1 protein-coding gene (cut by a window edge) is annotated in these 19,558 nt (G+C 69.0%); it reads right to left on the bottom strand.

The genetic code is table 11. The annotated features are described in order from the left end of the window. On the bottom strand, positions 1–19,558 hold the 5' portion of the coding sequence (locus tag OV287_RS35990; protein ID WP_267538560.1) for a non-ribosomal peptide synthase/polyketide synthase. It extends 7,733 nt beyond the left edge of the window; the window shows 19,558 of its 27,291 coding nt (coding positions 1–19,558); the start codon lies at positions 19,556–19,558; its stop codon lies beyond the left edge, outside the window.

Here is a 19,558-nt window from a genome sequence, read left to right as displayed (position 1 = left end):
GAGGGGCCAGGAGGCTGGTGACGGTGAGGTCGAAGGAGAGGGAGGAGTGGACGGGAGAGCCGTTGCCCTGGGCAATGGAGTAGGCCTGGGTGCACCAGAGCAGGTAGTTGACGACGCCGCGGTGCTCCAACATGGCGCCCTTGGGGCGGCCGGTGGAGCCAGAGGTGTAGATGACGTAGGCGAGGTTGTCGGGGAGCACGCGCACGTTGGGGGAGTGCGAGGGCTGAGAGGAGATGGAGTCCCAATCGGAGTCCAGGCAGACGAGGAACTCGCTCTGGACGGGAAGCTCGTCGGCGAGGTGTTGCTGGGTGAGGAGGATGGGAGTGAGCGAGTCGCGAAGCATGAAGGCCAGGCGCTCGGAGGGGTAGGAGGGGTCGAGGGGGACGTAGGCGGCGCCAGCCTTGAGGACGCCGAGGAGGCCGACAACCATCTCCAGGGAGCGCTCGAGGCACAGGCCGACGCGAACGTCAGGGCCGACGCCGAGGGAGAGCAGGTGGTGTGCGAGCTGGTTGGAGCGCTCGTCGAGCTGACGGAAGGAGAGGCGCTGGTCGCCGAAAGAGACGGCGAGGGTGTCTGGAGTGAGTCGGGCCTGAGACTCAAAGAGGTGGTGGACGCAGGTGTCGGCGGGGAGGGGAGCGTGAGTGTCGTTCCAGTCGACAAGGAGTAGCTGGCGTTCGGCCTCAGTGAGAAGGGGAAGGGAGGAGAGGCGGGAGTCGGGGTTGGAGACGGCCGCTTCCAGCAGCACCTGCAGGTGCTCCATGAGACGGGAGATGGTGCTGGGCTCGAAGAGGTCGGTGCTGAAGTCGCAGACGAAGGAGAGGCCAGAGGGAGTCTCGTCAACGAAGAGGGTGAGGTCGAACTTGGCGGCGCCAGTGGCACTCTGCGCGCTGCGGAAGGTGAGGCCAGGCAGGCGCAGCTCTGGAGCCGGAGCGTTCTGCAGGACGAGCTTCACCTGGAAGAGAGGAGCGTGAGAGAGGCTGCGCTCGGGGTTGAGCACACGCACCAGCTCCTCGAAGGGGACGTCCTGGTGGGCGTAGGCGCCGAGGGCCACCTGGCGGGTGCGGCTGAGCAGCTCGCGGAAGGTGGGGTTGCCGGAGAGGTCCCCGCGCATGACGAGCTGGTTGACGAAGAAGCCGATGAGGCCCTCGGTGTCGGCATGGGTGCGGCCGGCGATGTCGGTGCCGACGAGGACGTCTGTCTGGCCGGAGTAGCGAGAGAGCAGCGTCTGGAAGGTGGCCAGCAGGGCCATGAAGGACGTGACGCCCTCGCGCTGGCAGAGTGCTTCGAGCGCCTTGGAGAGTGCACGAGGCATGACCCGAGAGAGGAGGGAGCCGCGATAGGACGGCACGGCGGGCCGGGGCTTGTCGGTGGGCAGCTCCAGCAACTGGGGCGCGTGGGCGAGCTGTTGGCGCCAGTAGGAGAGCTGCGCTTCCAGCGCCTCACCCTGGAGCCACTGGCGCTGCCAGGCGGCGTAGTCAGCGTACTGGAGGGGAAGCTCGGGCAGAGGCGAGGGCAGGCCCTGGGAGAAGGCCTGGTAGAGGGCGGCCACCTCGCGCACCAGCACGCTCATGGACCAACCATCGGAGATGATGTGGTGCATGTTGAGCAGTAGCACGTGCTCGGTGTCGGTCAGCTTGAGCAGCAGGGCGCGCAGCAGCGGACCGCGGGCAAGGGAGAAGGGCCGGCGGCACTCTTCCTCTACCCGTCGACGGGCTTCGGTTTCCCGCTCGGCGGCGGACAGGGCGCTGAGGTCGGCGCGCTCCAGAGCCATGGGCGAGGGCGGCGCAATCACCTGGAGGGGCTGGCCGGACTCGGATGGGAAAGAGGTGCGTAGGGCCTCGTGGCGGCGCACCAGCTCGGAGAGGCTCTTCTCCAGCGCGGCCGTGTCCAACGTGCCTTCCAGCCGCAGCGCGGCGGGCATGTTGTACAGCGCGCTATCGGGGATGAGCTGATCGAGGAACCACAGCCGCTGCTGTGCGAAGGACAGGGGCAGGGGCTGCTGGCGCGACACGGGCCGCAGGGGCGGCAGGGTGGGCGTGGTGCGGGTGGAGGCCGCGATGGTGCTGGCGAGCGCCTCGAGGGTGGGGGCCTCGAAGAGGGCGCGCAGGGGCAACTCCACACCGAACGCGGAGCGGATGCGGGAGACGACCTGGGTGGCCAGCAGCGAGTGGCCGCCGAGCTCGAAGAAGTTGTCGTGGAGGCCCACGCGCTCAACGCGCAGCACTTCGCCCCAAACAGAGGCAAGCTGCTGTTCCGTTTCGCTGCGAGGAGCGACGTAGTCAGCGGCGGACGCGAGCGCTCCGTCCGGAGCGGGCAGGGCCTTGCGATCGACCTTGGCGTTTGAAGTGAGCGGCAGCGCCTCGATGTGAACGAGGGCCGAGGGCAGCATGAACTCGGGCAGCCGCTGCTGGAGGAAGGCACGCAGGGTGGATGCGTCGAGTTGCTTGGACTCGGAGGTGAAATAGGCCACCAGGCGCTTGTCGCCGGGCACGTCCTCGCGGATGAGGGCAACGGCCTCGCGCACGGAGGGATGTGCCAGCAGGGCGGACTCCACCTCGGCCAGTTCGATGCGGTAGCCACGCACCTTCACCTGGTTGTCGATGCGGCCGAGAAACTCAAGGGCACCGTCAGGGCGCCAGCGGGCCAGGTCGCCCGTGCAGTAGAGGCGGGTGCCAGGGGCTCCGAAGGGATTGGGGAGGAAGCGCTCGGCGGTGAGCTCAGGGCGGGAGAGGTAGCCGCGAGCCAGTCCGTCGCCACCGATGAAGAGCTCGCCTGGAACGCCAGCGGGCACGGGCTGGAAAGCAGCATCCAGCAGGTACACCTGGGTGTTGGCGATGGGGGAACCGATAGGGACGGCCGAGCCCACCTGCTCGGGCCGAGACATGCGGAAGCAGGAGGTGAAAAGGGTGCTCTCAGTAGGGCCGTAGCAGGCGGTGACGGGAATGCCGAGAGACTCCAGGACGCGGCGCACGTGGGGAGCGGAGACGACGTCACCACCGGTGAGCAGCTGGCGCAGGCCGCGCAGGCACTCGGGCTTGTGCTCCACCACCTGGGAGAAGAGGCCCGCGGTGAGGTGGAGAGTCGTCACCTGATGCTTGGTGAGTACCTGGGAGAGCAGCTCCAGGTCGCTGGGAGACTGAGGCGGGAAGACGACGAGACGGCCGCCAAAGAGGAGGGGGCCCCAGAGCTCCAGGGTGGATGCGTCGAAGGAGATGGGGGCGATGAGGAGGAAGGTCTCCTCGGGGCCGAGGTTGGCGTAGTGGATGCCGTGGAAGAGGCGAAGGACGGAGCGGTGCTCAATAGCAACGCCCTTGGGACGGCCGGTGGTGCCCGAGGTGAAGTCGACGTAGGCGAGGTTGCGGGAGGTGACGCCAGAGGCGGGAGCGGAGGAGGACAGCCCTGCGAGGTTCACCTCATCGACGAGCAGCGTGGAGATGGGGGCAGGAAGGGAAAGCTGGGGGAGGAGGGCGCGCGAGGTGAGCAGGAGGAGAGGCGGAGCATCCTCGAGCATGAAGGCCAGGCGCTGAGCGGGATAGGAGGCGTCCAGCGGGAGGTAGGCGCCACCGGCCTTGAGGATGGCCAGCAGGGAGACGATGAGCTCCAGCGAGCGCTCTAGACACAGCGCCACCAGCACATCGGGGCCGACGCCGTGTGCGCGCAGCAGGCGGGCGAGCTGGTTGGAGCGGGCCTCGAGCTGGCGATAGGTGAGGCGCTGGTCGCCGAACTCGACGGCGATGGCATCGGGGCGGAGGGCCACCTGCTGTTCGAAGAGGTGGTGGATGCAGGCCTCGGCCGGGAAGTCGGCGGAGGTGTCGTTCCACTGCACGAGCACCTGATGGCGCTCGGCTTCAGAGAGCAGGGAGACCTCATCCACGCGAGAGGCGGAGGCCAGGGAGAGCAGGGCCGAGCGCCAGTGCTCCAGCAGCCGCTGCATGGAAGCGGGCTCGAAGCGGGGCGAGTCGTAGACAGCGCGCAGGCGGAGGGCGGCGCCGGGCAGGACGGAGAGCGTGAGCGGATAGTTGGTGCGCTCGAAGCCTTGGATGTCGCGGACCTGGATGGACGAGGCCAGGAGCGAGGCATCGAGAGGGTAGTTCTCGAAGACGAGCAGGGAGTCGAAGAGCGGCGTGCCGCGGGGCGCCTGGCTGAAGGCCTGGACCTGGACGAGTGGAGAGGGCTCGTACTGGCGCTGCTCGAGCTGCTGGGCCTGGAGCGACTGGAGCCAGGGCACCAGCGGCGAGGTGCTGGACGGGAGCTGGACGCGGATGGGCAGGGAGTTGATGAAGACACCCACCATGGCGTCGGAGCCGGGCAGCTCGGGCGGCCGGCCTGCGACAGTGTTGCCGAAGACGACATCCTGCTCGCCGGAGTAGCGAGAGAGCACGAGGCCCCATGCCGCGAGGGCCAGGGTGTGCAGGGTGAGCTGGTGCTGGCGGGCGAAGGCCTGCAGGGAGGCGGTGGCCTCGGGCGACAGACTTAGCTCGAGGGTGGGTTGCGTCGGCTGCTGACCCTGTGCAGGTGCGGCGTGTGTGTCGGCGGGCAGGGGCGTGGAGGAGGAGAAGCCCTCCAGGTAGGAACGCCAGTAAGCCTCGTCACCGGAGGCATCGCGGCGCGACAGCCAGGCGATGTAGTCGCGGAAGGACGGCCTGGAGGGGAGCTGCGGCGCGGGCCCTGCCCGGAAGGCGTCGTAGAGGGAGAAGACCTCCTTCATGAGGAGGCCCAGGCTCCAGCCATCCACCAGCAGGTGGTGGTGGCTCCAGAGGAAGCGCAGGGAGCCATCTGCCAGGCGCACCGCCGTCAGGCGCATGAGAGGCGCGCGGCGCAGGTCAAAGCCGAGCTGACGTTGCTCGCGCAGGAGTTGCTCGAAGCGGCCCTGCTGCTCCGTGATGGGCAGCGTGCTCCAGTCGAGCAGCTCGAAGGGCAGCTCGACGCGGGAGTGGACCACCTGGAGCGGTGAATCGAGCCCCTCCCAGTGGAAGGAGGAGCGGAGGAGGGGGTGGAGCTGGAGGCAGGCGTCCCAGGCTCGTAGGAAGGCGGGCAGGTCGAGCGCGGACGTCACCGTCCAGGAGAGCTGCTCGAAGTAGGTGGAGGATTCGGGGGAGAGCAGGGAGTGGAAGAGCATGCCCTGCTGGGTGGGGGACAGCGGGTAGAGGTCCTCGACATCAGACCCGGCATGACGCAGCAGCGCGTCGAGCGACGGCTGGGCGAGCGAGGCGAGAGGGAAGTCACCCGGGGAGAAGCGGCGGGCGTCCTCGGAGGTGCGCAGGGAGATGAGTGCGCGCAGGTGGTGGAGGAAGCGCCCGGCCAGCGACTCGATGGTGGCCGCGTGGTGCAGGTGGGCGCTGTAGCTGAATGCAAGCTGCAGCTGCCCGCCGAGGACGGACCCGTTGACCTCCAGCACATGCAGGCGCGAGCCGAAGGGCGCGCTATGCGGCCCGGAGGACTCGGAGGCCAGGGAGAAGAGGCGGCTGGCGGCGGCCGTGGCATCGAGCTGTCCCAGGTAGTTGAAGGCCACCTGGGGCGCGGGGAGCGCCTGGAACTGCTGAGCCACGTCGGGCGGGCCCATCCACTCGAGCAGGCCGAAGCCGATGCCGTGGTGGGGCAGGCGGCGCAGCGAATCGCGCACGGAGCGCAGGCAGTCACCGGCCGAGCCGCCAGAAGGCAGCGGCAGCAGCACGGGGGTGAAGGAGGTGAACCAGCCCACGGTGCGCGAGAGGTCCACGTCGCCGAAGAGCTCCTCGCGGCCGTGGCCTTCCAGGTGGACCAGGAGTTGGAACTGGCCTGTCCACTCGCGGAGGGCCTGCGCGAGGGCGGTGAGCAGCACATCGTTGATGTGCGCGCGCCAGGCGGAGGGGACCTCCTGGAGCAGCAGCCGGGTCTCCTCGGCGTCGAGACGCACGGAGACGGAGCGCTCGGAGGCGTTCGTGTTGAGCCCGGAGGCATCGGTGGGCAGCGGGGCCACCTGCTCACGCGCCTCGTCCATCCAGAGCGGTGCCTCGGCGGCGAGGTCCTTGGAGCGAGCGTAGTCACGCAGGCGGCGGGCCCAGGACTGGAAGGAGGTGCTCTTGGCGGGCAGCGTCACCGAGCCGCTCTGCTGGAACTGGGCGTAGGCGGTCTCGAGATCCTCCAGGAGCACGCGCCAGGAGACGGCGTCGATGACGAGGTGGTGGACGGCGAGCAGCAGGCGCTGCTGGCCCTGGCCCAGGTGGAAGAGGACCGCGCGCAGCAGGGGCGGTTGAGAAAGGTCGAAGCTGGCCTGCACTCGAGAGGCCTCGGCTTCGAGCGCGGCGGATTGCTCGTGCGCGGGGGTGGTGGAGAGGTCCACCTGGAGGAGCTGGAAGGACGCCTCCTCGGGGCCGGCGTTGTCCTGCAGCCAGGAGCCCTCGTGCTGGCAGAAGCGCAGACGCAGGGCATCGTGGTGGGAGAGCAGGTGCTGGAGAGTCTTCGCCAGCAGCGACGGCTCTAGAGGCTGACGCGAGGCCAGGAGCACGGACTGGTTGAAGTGGTGCGCGTGAGCCGGGTCGTGCCGCAGCAGGTGGTGCTGGACGGGTGTGAGCGGCACGGGGCCGGTGATGGGGCCCTGCTCGCCCAGCGGCTCGGAGGCGGACTTCACCACCTGGGCCAGTTGCGCCACCGTCTGATGCTGGAAGAGCTGGCGGGTGGTGAGGACGAGGCCGGCCTGTCGAGCACGGGCGACAACTTGGAGGCTGATGATGGAGTCGCCGCCCAGCTCGAAGAAGTTGTCGTGGATGCCGACCTGGGGAGCGCCAAGCACCTTGGACCAGATGTCGCACAGGCGTTGTTCGGTGTCGTTACGAGGCGCGGCGTAAGCGGATTTGAGCTCGGAGCGGGAGAAGTCCGGAGCGGGTAGGGCCTTCCTGTCCACCTTGCCGCTGGAGTTGAGGGGCAGGGACTCCAGGGAGACGAAGGCCGAGGGCACCATGTAGTCGGGCAGCTTCTGTCGCAGCCAGGTACGCACGGCCTCGGGATTCAACCCTGGGCCCGAGATACCCTCACCCCGTCCCTCTCCCGAGGGGAGAGGGGAAGTGGGCACGAGGTAGGCCACGAGGCGCTTGTGGCCCGGGGTGTCCTCGCGCAGGGCTACGACGGCCTCGCGGACTGAGGAGTGCTGGACGAGGACGGACTCCACTTCACCCAGCTCGATGCGGAAGCCACGCAGCTTTACCTGGAAGTCGATGCGGCCCAGGTACTCGAGGTTGCCGTCGGCAAGCCAGCGAACCTTGTCACCGGTGCGGTAGAGACGGGCCCCCGGCTCGGAGGAGAAGGGGTTGGGGATGAAGCGCTCGGCGGTGAGCTCCGGACGGCCGAGGTAGCCGCGAGCGAGGCCCACGCCGCCGATGAAGAGCTCACCGGGCACGCCGACAGGCACCGGTTGCAGGTGCGAGTCGAGCACGTAGGCGCGGACGTTGTGGAAGGGCCGGCCGATGGAGACACGCTGGGCGTCGACCTCGGAATTGACGGTGGCGCAGACGGAGGCCTCGGTGGGGCCGTAGGCGTTGACGAAGCGGCGCCCCGGAGAGAAGCGAGCCACCAACTCAGGAGAGCAGGCCTCACCGGCGGAGATGAGAGTCTGGACGCCGCGCAGCCCGTCGGGCTCCATTTGGGCGAGGACGGAGGGGGTGAGCTTGAGGGTGGTGATGGACTGCTCCTGCACCAGCTTCAGGAGAGGAGCACCGGGCAGGAGCTCGTCGCGGGAGGCGAGAACGAGGCAGGCGCCGGAGAGCAGGGAGGGGAAGACCTCGGAGACGGAGGCGTCGAAGGCGGAGGAGAAGAACTGGAGGAGGCGGCAGCCGGGCCGCAGGGCCATGAAGTCGAGAGTCTGCAGGGCGGTGTTGCACAGGCCGCGGTGCTGCAGGAGGGTGCCCTTGGGACGGCCGGTGGAGCCGGAGGTGTAGATGACGTAGGCGAGGTTGGCGCCATCCACGGGGACGTCGAGGTTGTCCTCGGACTCGTGCTCGACGCGAGTCCAGTCCTCGTCCATGAAGAAGACGGAGCCTCGGCGGTCGAGCAGGTGCTTGAGGGAGGAGTGAGTGAGGAGGACGGAAGACCTGGCGTCGGTGGTGATGAAGTCCAGACGCTCGGAAGGAAGGGACGGGTCGAGCGGAAGCCAGGCGCCGCCAGCCTTGAGGGTGGCGAGGATGGCGACGACGAGGTCGAGGGAGCGCTCCAGGCAGATGGAGACGAGGACGTCGGGGCCGACGCCGAGGTGGCGCAGGTGGCGAGCGACCTGGTTAGCGCGGGCGTTGAGTTCGCCATAGGTGAGCTGCTCGCCGCCGAAGCGAAGCGCGGGCGCACTCGGGTCGCGGAGGACCTGGGCCTCAAAGAGGCGGTGGACGAGCGGGGACTCTGGGAGCTCGCGGCGGGACTGGTTCCAGCTGACGAGCACCTGCTGGCGCTCGGTCGGGGTGAGCAGAGGTAGCTCGGAGAGGCAGGCCTCTGGTGCGTCCACCACACCTTGCATCAGCATCCGCAGGTGCTCGGCCATGCGGGAGATGGTGGAGGCGTCGAAGAGATCGGTGTTGTAGTCGAAGCTGCCGGACAGGCCCTCAGCGGTGTCGGAGAGTAAGAGGGTGAGATCGAACCTGGAGATGCCGGTATCAGGCTCCTGGGCGCTCATCTTCAGGCCCGCGCTGGAGAAGTCGCTGAGGCGGGGCTTGTCGAGCATGAACCACACCTGGAACAGAGGGCTGTGGCTGAGGTTGCGCTCGGGCTGGAGTTCCTCGACGAGCTTCTCGAAGGGAAGATCCTGGTGCGCATAGGCGCCCAGAGTGGTCTCGCGCACGCGCTGGAGCAGCTCCCGGAAGGTGGGGTTTCCCTCCAGACGGGTGCGCAGCACGAGGGTGTTGACGAAGAAGCCGATGAGGCCCTCGAGCTCGGAGAGGCGGCGGCCGGCGATGGGGGAGCCAACGCTGACGTCGTCCTGCCCCGAGTAGCGCTGCAGCAGCACCTGGAAGAGGGCCAGCACGAGCATGAAGGGAGTGACGCCTTCGCGCTGGGCCAGGACCTTGAGCGACTCGGACAGCTCGCGGGGGAAGTGGACGGGCAGGGTGGTACCGCGGAAGCTCTGGACGGAGGGACGGGGCCTGTCAGTGGGCAGCTCCAGGAGGCTCGGTGCGCCGGAGAGCTGCTGCTGCCAGTAGGAGATCTGTCGCTCCAGCTCCTCGCCTTGCAGCCACTGGCGCTGCCAGAGGGCGTAGTCGGCGTACTGCACGGGCAGCTCGGGCAGGGGCGAGGGCTGGCCCTGTGAGAACGCCGCGTAAAGGGTGCTCATCTCCTGGATGAGCACGGTGACGGACCAGCCGTCGGAGATGATGTGGTGCACGACCACGATGAGCTGGTGCTCGGAGTCGGAGAGCCGCAGCAGGGCGGCGCGCAGCAGCGGGCCGCGCTCCAGGTCGAAGGGACGCTGGCCCTCCTCTTGGGCGAGGCGCCGGGTCTCGGATTCCCGCTGGGACTCGGGCAGGGCACTCAGATCCACCAGGGGCAGTGATTTCGCGGTGGGCGCGGCAATGACCTGGATGGCCGTGCCCTCCTCCTGCGCGTGGTACGTGGTGCGCAACGACTCGTGACGGCGCACGACCTCGGTGAAGCTGCGCTCGAGCGCCGCGACGTCGAGACTGCCGGCCATGCGAATGACGGCGGACGTGTTGTACGTGGCGCGGCCCGGCTCGAGCTGCTCGAGGAACCACAAGCGCTGCTGGGCGAAGGAAAGGGGAAGCGGCTGCTCGCGCGAGGCGAGCGTCAGGGACGGGAGCCGGGTGGCCTGCGCGGTGTTCGCGGCGGCGTCGAGCTGCTGGGCCAGGGCCTGAAGGGTGGTGGCCTCGAAGAGGATGCGAAGGGGCAGTTCCACGCCGAAGGCGGCGCGGATGCGGGAGACGACTTGAGTGGCCAGCAGGGAGTGGCCACCGAGAGACATGAAGTCGTCATGAAGGCCCACCTGATGAACATCCAGGACTTCGCTCCAGATGGAGGCCAGGCGCAGCTCGGTGTCGGTGCGGGGAGAGACGTACTCGGAGGAGGCGGTGCCGGAGCCAGCCGGAGCAGGCAGGGCCTTCCTGTCCACCTTGCCGCTGGTAGTCAGGGGCAGGGCCGTCAGGGAGACGAAGGCGGAGGGCACCATGTACTCGGGCAGACGCGAGAGCAGGGCGGTGCGGAGGGACTGAGGCTCCACCTGCTCGCCGGCAGAGGGCACGACGTAGGCCACCAGGCGCTTGTCGCCGGGAGAGTCCTCGCGCAGAACCACGACGGACTCGTGAACGCCGGGCTGCTCGCGAAGCACCGACTCCACTTCACCCAGCTCGATGCGGAAGCCGCGCAGCTTCACCTGGAAGTCGATGCGGCCCAGGTACTCCAGCTCGCCGCGAGCGGACCAGCGCACCTTGTCACCGGTGCGGTAGAGGCGCTCGCCGGGTAGAGCGGCGAAGGGGTGGGGAATGAAACGCTCAGCGGTGAGCTCCGGGCGGCCGAGGTAGCCACGAGCCAGGCCGGCACCACCGACATACAGCTCGCCGGGGACGCCAGGGGCCACGGGCTGCAGACGCTCGTCGAGCACGTACACCTGCACGTTGGGCAGGGCGCGGCCGATGGACAGGCGCTCAGCGTCCACCGGACCGGTGATGGTGGCGCAGATGGTGACTTCGGTGGGGCCGTAGGCATTGAGCAGGGTGCGGCCCTGAGACCAGCGGCGGGCCAGCTCGGGAGTACAGGCCTCGCCGGCGGAGATGAGGGTCTCCAGGTTGGGCAGCCCTTGGGGCTCGAGCTGGGCGAGGACTGAGGGAGTGAGCGTCACCGCGGTGATGGACTGCTGCACCAGCAGAGAGCGCAGGGGCTCACTGGGAAGTAGTTGCTCCTTGGAGGCCAGGCAGAGGCAGGCACCGGCGACGAGGGAGGAGAACACCTCGCAGACGGAGGCGTCGAAGCTGGTGCTGGCGAACTGGAGGACGCGGCTGTCGGGGCGGTAGCCATGGGCGCGAGCCGCTTGGAGAGCGGTGTTGGCCAGGCCACCGTGGGTGAGGAGGGTGCCCTTGGGACGGCCGGTGGAGCCGGAGGTGTAGATGACGTAGGCGAGGTTGCCGCCGTCGACGGAGAGGTTGAGGTCGTCCTCGGACTCGAGCTCGACGCGCTCCCAGTGCTCGTCGAAGAGGAAGACGAAGCCGCGACGGTCGAGGAGGTGCTCGAGGGAGGAGTGGGTGAGGAGGACGGGGGAGAGAGCGTCGGAGGCGATGAAGTCCAGACGCTCGGAGGGGAGGGAGGGGTCGAGAGAGAGCCAGGAGCCACCGGCCTTGAGGGTGGCGAGCATGGAGACGACGAGCTCGACGGAGCGCTCGAGGCAGAGGGAGACGAGGACCTCTGGGCCAACGCCGAGGCGGCGCAGGTGGCGAGCGAGCTGGTTGGCGCGGGAGTTGAGCTGGGAGTAGGTGAGGAGCTCGTCACCGAAGCGCACGGCGGGAGCGTGCGGAGTGAGGTGAGCGTGGGCCTCGATGAGGCGGTGGACGGGCTGCTCGGGCGGGAAGCCCGGAGTGCGGCTCCACTCGCCCAGCACCTGGAGGCGCTCGGCGTCCGACAGCAGGGTGACGTCGTCCAGGCGCGCCGAGGGCCGGACCACCAGCCCCTCCATGACGGTGCGCCAATGAGAGAGCAGCCGCTTCATCGCCTCGGCGGGGAAGCGGGGCTCGTCATGGGAGAGCAGCAGCCGCAACGAGGTGGGGCCCGGAATGACGGCGAGGGCGAGGGGGTAGTTGGAGCGCTCGGCGGCGATGGCGTCACGCACGTCGAGGAAAGAGGTGCGCTGCCGCAGCGTGGCGTCGATGGGGTAGTTCTCGACGACGAGCAGGGACTCGAAGAGGGACGTGCCGCGGGGCAGCTCGCTCCACGACTGGACGCGCACCAATGGAGCGAACTCGTACTGGCGCGGCTCCGCCAGTTGCACCTGGAGCGACTGGAGCCAGGGCAGCAGCGGAGTGGAGCCCGGGGGCAGGCGGACGCGAACGGGCAGCGTGTTGATGAAGAGGCCCACCATGGAGCCGGATCCAGGAAGCTCGGGGGGGCGGCCGGAGAAGGTGGTGCCGAAGAGGAGCTCGTTCTCACCGCTGTATCGGGAGAGGACGAGGGCCCAGGAGGCCAGGGCCAGGGTGTTGAGGGTGAGCTGGTGCTGGCGCGAGAAGGACTGCAGCGCGGCGCTAGCCTCGGCGGAGAGGTGCAGCTCGTGGAAGGGGTGGGAGGGCGCCTGTCCCGGCGGCGGGGAGGCATGGGTGTCAGCCGGGAGCGGCGTGGGCGACGAGACGCCGGCCAGGTAGGAGCGCCAGAAGGACTCATCGGCCGACTCATCCCGCTGCCGCAGCCAGGCGACGTAGTCCCGGTAGGGCGTGCGCGCCGAGGGAGGGGCAGCTCTGCCGGAGAGGACGGAGTCGTAGAGGGAGAAAAACTCCTGAAGCACCATGCCGAGGCTCCAGCCATCCAGCAGCAGGTGGGAGTGGCTCCAATGCAGGCGCCACACCTTCTCCTGGAGGCGGAAGGCCGTCATGCGCATGAGGGGCGCACGGCGCAGCTCGAAGCCGCGCTGTCTCTCCTCGAGGAGGTACTGCTGGTAGCGCTCCTGCTGCTCGGCGGAGGGGAGCGCGCGCCAGTCGAGCACCTCGAAGGCGCAGGGGAGGCGCGAGTGCACCACCTGGAGCGGAGCGTCGAGCCCCTGCCAGTGGAATGAGGTGCGGAGGTGGGTGAGCCGCTCGGTGGTGGACTGCCAGGCCTGATGGAGGGCAGCGGCATCCAGGGCGGAGTGGATGGCCCAGGAGTGCTGCATGAAATAGACAGTGGACTCGGGGGAGAGCAGAGCGTGGAAGAGCATGCCCTGCTGGGTCGGGGACAACGGGTAGATGTCCTCGAGGTCGGGCCCAGTCTGCTTCAGCAGCGAGTCGAGCGACGACTGGGAGAGGGCCGCGAGGGGGAAGTCACCCGGCGAGAAGCGGCGAGCGTCCTCGGAGGTGCGCAGCGAGATGAGGGCGCGCAGGTGGTGGAGGAAGCGCTGGGCGAGGCGCTCGATGGTGGCCGCGTGATGGCGGTGGGTGCTGTAGCCGAAGTCGAGTTGCAGCCGGCCACCGAGGACGGAGCCGTTCACCTCCAGCACGTGCTGGCGGGTTCCGGAGGGAGCGGCGCGAGGTCCGGAGGACTCGGAGGTCAGGGAGAAGAGGCGGTTGGAGGAGGCCGTGGCGTCGAGCTGGCCGAGGTAGTTGAAGGCCACCTGCGGCACAGGTAGGGCGCGGAGCTGTTCAGCCACCTCGGGAGGGCCCAGCCACTTGAGCAGACCGAAGCCGATGCCGTGGTGGGGCAGGCGGCGCAGCGAGTCCCGTACGGAGCGCAGGCTCTCACCGGCCGAGCCACCGATAGGCAGCGGCAGCAGCACGGGAGTGAAGGAGGTGAACCAGCCCACGGTGCGAGAGAGGTCCACGTCGTCGAAGAGCTCCTCGCGGCCGTGGCCTTCCAGGTGGACCAGGAGCTGGGACTGGCCCGTCCACTCGGAGAGTGCCTGGGCCAGCGCGGTGAGCAGCACATCGTTGATGTGCGCGCGCCAGGAAGAGGGGACCTCCTGGAGCAGCAGCGCCGTCTCTTCCGTGTCGAGGCCGACGGAGACGGAGCGCTCGGATGCGTGGGTGTTGGCGCCGGAGGCGTCGGTGGGAAGCGGCGCCACATGCCGACGGGCCTCATCCAGCCAGAGAGGAACCTCGGCGAGCAGGGACTCGGAGTGAGCATGGGCCTGCAGGCGGCGAGCCCAGGCCTGGAGGGAAGTGCTCTTGGCCGGCAGCGACACGGAGACGCCGTGCTGGAACTGGGCGTAGGCGGCCTCGAGGTCCTCCAGGATCAGACGCCAGGAGACGGCGTCGATGACGAGGTGGTGGGCGATGAGGAGCAGGCGCTGCTGGCCCTGGCCCAGATGGAAGAGGGCCGCACGCAGCAGGGGCGGCTGAGAGAGGTCGAAGCTGGCCTGCAGGCGTGAGGCTTCGGCTTCGAGCGCGGCGGATTGCTCGGGCGCGGGGGTGGTGGAGAGGTCCACCTGGAGGAGCTGGAAGGATGCTTCCTCGGGGCCGGCGTTTTCCTGCAACCAGGAGCCCTCGTGCTGGCGGAAGCGCAGGCGCAGGGCATCGTGATGGGAGAGCAGGTGCTGGAGGGACTTCTCCAGCAGGGACGGCTCCAGGGGCTGGCGCGAAGCCAGGAGCACGGCCTGGTTGAAGTGGTGGGCGTGGGCCGGATCGTGCCGCAACAGTTGGAGCTGGACGGGCGTGAGCGGTACGGGGCCGGTGACAGGCCCTTGCTCACTCAGCGGCTCGGAGGTGGTGCGCACCACCTGGGCGAGTTGCGACACCGTCTGGTGCTGGAAGAGGTCGCGAGTGGCGAGAGAGAGGCCCCCCTGGCGGGCGCGGGCAACGACCTGGAGGCTGATGATGGAGTCGCCACCCAGCTCGAAGAAATTGTCGTGAATGCCCACCTTGGGCAGGCCGAGCACCTGGGCCCAGATGTCGCACAGGCGCTGCTCCACGTCGTTGCGAGGAGCGACGTACTCAGCGGTGGAAGCGAGCGAGCCGTTGGGAGCGGGGAGGGCCTTCCTGTCCACCTTGCCGCTGGCCGTCAGAGGCAGGGAGGGGAGGACAACGAAGGCCGAGGGCACCATGTACTCGGGCAGCTTCTGCTTGAGGAAGTCGCGCAGAGTGACAGCGGAGGGAGGCTGCTCGGAGGGAGCAACTACGTAGGCCACCAGGCGCTTGTCGCCAGCCACGTCCTCGCGGACGGCCACGACGGCCTGGCGCACGTGGGGGTGGTGCTCCAGAGCGGTTTCGATTTCACCCAACTCAATGCGCAGGCCGCGCACCTTCACCTGGAAGTCGAGCCGGCCCAGGTACTCAATGTTGCCGTCGGGCAGCCAGCGGGCCTTGTCGCCGGTGCGGTAGAGGCGGGAGCCGGGAGCGCCGAAGGGGTCGGGGATGAAGCGCTCGGCGGTGAGGTCAGGGCGGGAGAGGTAGCCGCGGCCCACCTGGAGGCCGCCGATGAAGAGCTCGCCGGGGACACCCACGGGCACCGGGTGCAGGTGGGTGTCGAGCAGGAGGATGGAGGTGTTGGAGATGGGGCGGCCGATGGGGACGGAGCGGCGGCCGGAGGAGGGGAGGCAGGAGAAGGAGGTGACGTCGACGGCGGCTTCGGTGGGGCCGTAGAGGTTGAAGAGGCGAGCGGAGGGCAGGCGCTGGATGCAGCGGTGCTCGAGCTCCGGGGAGAGGGCCTCGCCGCTGCACACCACGCGTAGGAGGGAGGAGGAGAGCTCCAGGCCCGGCTGCTCGAGGAAAGGCAGGAGCATGGAGGGGACGAAGTGAGCGGTGGTGACGCGCTGCTGGTGAATGAGGCGCAGCAGGTAGTCGGGCTCCTGGTGGCCACCGGGGCGGGCCAATACGAGGCGAGCGCCGACCATGAGAGGCCAGAAGAACTCCCAGACGGAGACGTCGAAGCTGTAGGGAGTTTTCTGCAGGACGACGTCATGGGCACCCAGGCCGAGGGCATGCTGCATCCAGAGGAGGCGGTTGCAGACAGCGCGGTGGGAATTCATGGCGCCCTTGGGGCGGCCAGTGGAGCCGGAGGTGAAGATGACGTAGGCGAGGTTGTCCGGAGAGGCGAGAGGAGGGGGCGCGTGGGTGGGGTAGGAGCGAAGGGCTTCGTCACCCAGCAGCAGAGGCACTACGCGGGCCTCAGGAGACGAGGGGAGGAGAGGCAGGAGGGAGGGCTGGGCCAGGAGAACGGCGGGTTGGGAGTCCTCCAGCATCCACTCCAGACGCTCGCGAGGGTAGGAGGGGTCGAGGGGGACGTAGGCGCCACCGGCCTTGAGGATGGCGAAGAGGCCGACAACCATCTCCAGGGAGCGCTCAGAGCAAAGGCTGACGCGGACCTCAGGGCGGACGCCGAGGTGACGCAGGTGCCAGGCGAGCTGGTTGGAGCGCTCGTCGAGCTCACGGTAGGAGAGCCAGGAGCCTTCGAAGCCAAGCGCGGGAGCGTCCGGAGAACGAAGAACCTGGGACTCGAAGAGGTGGTGGATACAGGTGTCCACCGGCAAGGGAGCGTGAGTGTCGTTCCACTCGCGCAGCACCTGGTTCCGCTCCGTCTCGGTGATCAGCGGCAGCTCGGAGATGCGCTGCTCGGGATGGGCGAGCACTCCCTCCAGCAACAGGTGCAGGTGGCCCGCCAGTCGCGCCACGGTGGCGGACTCGAAGAGGTCGGTGGCGTACTCCAGCGTCCCCGCGAGTCCCTGAGCGGACTCACTGAGGGACAGGGTGAGATCGAACTTGGAGGTGCGGCTCTCCAGCTCCACGTGGCTGAGCGTCAGCCCAGGCAGGGTGAAGCCGGGCAGCGGGTCAGGCTGCAGCACGAGCATGACCTGGAAGAGGGGGCTGTGACTGAGGTGGCGTACTGGCCGGACCTCCTCCACCAGCTTCTCGAAGGGGACGTCCTGGTGGGCATAGGCACCCAGCGTCGTGTCCCGCACGTGCCGCAGCAGTTGGCGGAAGGAGGGATTGCCGTCCAGCCGTGTGCGCAGCACCAGGGTGTTGACGAAGAATCCGATGAGGCCCTGCGTCTCGGCGCGGGTGCGGCCGGCGATAGGCGTGCCGACGCAGATGTCCTCTTCGCCCGAGTGGCGGTGCAACACCACCTGGAAGGCGGCCAGCAGGAGCATGAAGGGCGTGACGCCCTCGCGCCAGGCCAGGGCCTTGAGTGACTCCCACGTGGCCGAGGGCAGCCGCACCGGGATGCTGGCGCCGCCGTGACCCTGCACGGGCGGACGCGGCTTGTCCGTAGGTAGCTCCAGCAGGCCAGGGGCGCCGGCAAGCTGCTGCTTCCACCAGGAGAGCTGCTCGTCCAGCTCCTGGCCCTGCATCCATTGGCGCTGCCAGAGGGCATGGTCGGCGTACTGCACAGGCAGCTCGGGCAGGGTCGAGGGCCTGCCCTGCGAGAAGGCCTCGTAGAGGGCGGCCACCTCGCGCACCAGCACGCCCATGGACGTGCCGTCGGAGACGATGTGGTGCATGCAGAGCACCAGCACGTGCTCGGAGTCGGAGAGCCGCAGCAGGCAGGTGCGCAGCAGGGGGCCGCGCTTCAGGTCGAAGGGGCGCAGCGTCTCTTCATAGGTGAGACGCAGTACCTCGGACTCACGCTGCTGGGGAGGCAGCTCGCCGAGGTCCACCCGAGAGAGCTCGAGGTGGCCCTGGGGGTGGATGCGCTGGGAGGCGAGGCCCTGCTCGGAGTGGAGGGTGGTGCGCAGGGACTCGTGGCGGCGCACCAGCTCGGAGAAGGTGCGCTCGAGGGCGGAGACGTCCAGTGCGCCGTGCAGCCGCACCGCGGCGGGGATGTTGTAGAGGGGGCTGCCCGGGGAGAGCTCGTCGAGGAACCACAGCCGCTGCTGTGCGAAGGAGAGCGGGAGGGGCTGCTCGCGGGGGGCGCGAGGCAGGGGACTGGTGGCGGCCGGCCCAGCGGAGGCCGGATCCAGACGGATGAGTCGCTGAGCCAGCTCGGCCAGCGTGGGCCCTCCCAGCAGCGCATCCATGGGCAGTCTCACGCCCAGGCCCTTCTCCACCTCGTACGACAGCTCCACCGCCGCCAGCGAGTCCAGGCCGTAGCCGGTGAGTGGCTCGTCGCGCTCCAACTGCTGCGGGGCCACCTTCAGCCGCCGCGCCAGCCGGGCTCGCAGCCACTCCTCCATCGCCTCGGGCGTACCAGGCCGCTCCTGTGTCTCGATGACCTGTGGCTCGCTGGAGCTTGGCTCCTCGGACAGGCCGGCCGGGTGCGCGCGCCACGCGGCAAGCTCCTGCAACTCACCCGAGAGGAATGCCGCCCGAGTGGCTCTGCGCTGGATCTTCCCGCTGGACGTCTTGGGCAGGCTGCCAGGGGTGATGAGCGTCAGCGCATGCAGTTGCAGTTCGTGCGTCGCGGCCACCCGCTGGCTGACGGCGCGCGTGACCTCCTCCACCTCCACGGGCTGGCGGCGCGTGTCTGCCTCGTACACCAGCACCAGGCGCTCCTCGCCCTCCACCTCCACCGAGAAGGCCGCTCCACACCCGGGCCGCAGCGCCGCGCTGGCCTGCTCCGCCGTCAGCTCGAGGTCCTGCGGGTGGTGGTTGCGCCCGCGGATGATGACGAGGTCCTTGAGTCGGCCGGTGACGAAGAGCTGGCCGCTCTCTTGCTGAAGGAAGCCCAGGTCACCGGTGCGCAGGAAAGGCCCGGTGCCGTCCGCCGTATGCGCGTGGAAGTCTCGCGCGGTGTCCTCGGGGCGGCCCCAGTAGCCGCGGGCCACGCTGGGTCCCTTCACCCAGACCTCACCCACCTCGCCGGGAGTGCAGGGCAGCAGCGTCTCTGGGTGCACCACGAGCACCTGCTGGTCCGGCAGCGAATACCCGCAGCCCACCAGGGTCTGGCTGTGCGTCTGCTCTGGCGACGCGGCCACGGCGCGGCCTTCGCGAAGCCGGTGCGTGTCCAGGGACTGGCGCACGGGAGCCACGCCCAACTGGCCACCGGAGACGATGAGGGTGCCTTCGGCGAGGCCATAGCAGGGGTAGAAGGCCTCACGACGGAAGCCGCTGGGGGCAAACGCCTGGGCGAAACGCTCCAAGGTCTCGGGGCGGATGGGCTCCGCGCCGCAGAAGGCCACCTCCCAGTGGCTCAGGCCGAGGGCGGCGCGCTCGGCCTCGCTGCTCTTTCGCACGCACAGGTCGAAGGCGAAGTTGGGCCCGCCGCTGATGGTGCCGTGCGTGCGGGAGAGCACCTCCAGCCAGCGCAGGGGGCGGCGCAGGAAGGTCATCGGCGACATCAGCGAGGTGGAGAACCCGCCGTACACGGTGCCGAGGATTCCGCCGATGAGCCCCATGTCATGGTAGGGCGGCAGCCAGATGACGCCGGCGCTTCCCGAGTTCATGCCGAAGGCGCCGTGGATGAGTCGCAGGTTGTGCAGCAGGTTGGAGTGTGTGAGCTCCACTCCCTTGGGAGTGCCAGTAGAGCCCGAGGTGTACTGGAGGAAGGCCAGCGAGCCGGGGCCTAAGTCGGGCCGGTGCCAGTCCCGCGCGGCGTCGGCCGGAAGCTCATCGGTGGCCACCCAGCGCAGCTGCTTCAAGTCGGGAGCGGACTCGAAGAGGACCTCGGCCATGGAGAGGATGAAGGAGGTGGTGAGCACCACCGAGGCCTGACTGTCCTGGATGATGGAGCGCAGGCGCGGAAGGGTGCGCTCCAGGCGGGAGGGGTCGGGCGGGTAGGCGGGAACGGCGATGACGCCCGAGGCCATGCAGCCGAAGAAGCCGGTGACGTACTCGAGGCCCGGCGGGTAGATCAGGACAGCTCGCTCGCCTGGTGTAGCGAGCTGTTGTAGGCAGGCGCCAATGGCGTGGGCGCGTTGCAGCAGCCCTGCGTAAGACAGGGTGCTGTTGTCGCTGTCAGAGTCCTCGACGAAGTGGAAGAGGGGCGCCTCGGAGAGGCGCGTGGCGCGCTCCTCGATCAGATCCAGCAGAGTGGAGGTGGAGGACAC

The organism is Archangium lansingense (assembly GCF_026626635.1).
GTDB lineage: Bacteria > Myxococcota > Myxococcia > Myxococcales > Myxococcaceae > Archangium > Archangium lansingense.
This window is presented reverse-complemented; position numbering and strand designations above follow the sequence as displayed.